Source organism: Neisseria sp. P0008.S010 (genome assembly GCF_051962715.1).
Lineage (GTDB): Bacteria > Pseudomonadota > Gammaproteobacteria > Burkholderiales > Neisseriaceae > Neisseria > Neisseria elongata.
This window is the reverse complement of record NZ_JBQCVA010000279.1, coordinates 1-276: the sequence shown is the minus strand read 5'-3', so window position 1 is coordinate 276 and position 276 is coordinate 1. Positions and strand designations below refer to the sequence as shown.

At 66.3% G+C, this 276-nt stretch carries 1 protein-coding gene; it reads left to right on the top strand.

Annotated features, from left to right (window positions below; all coding sequences use genetic code 11):
* Positions 1-27 precede the first annotated feature (27 nt).
* The coding region (locus ACTHSL_RS13580) for a calcium-binding protein (RefSeq protein ID WP_440381718.1) at positions 28-276 on the top strand (249 nt) is incomplete at its 3' end.

The following is a 276-nucleotide window of genomic DNA, read 5'->3' as shown; positions in this document are numbered from 1 at the left end:
CCTACGGGAGGCTGCGGGCGTGACACGGTGAACTCCATCGTGGCCTGGACCCTCGGCACCGACTTTGAAGACCTGACCCTCAAGGGCAGCAGCAGCGTCAACGCCACCGGCAACAGCGCCAACAACGTCATCACCGGCAACACGGGCGCCAATGCCATCGACGGCGCGGGCGGCAATGACACGCTGATCGGCGGCAGCGGCGACGACACGCTTTCGGGCGGTTCGGGCGTCAACACCCTGCAAGGCGGCGTCGGCAACGACACCTATGTCATCACC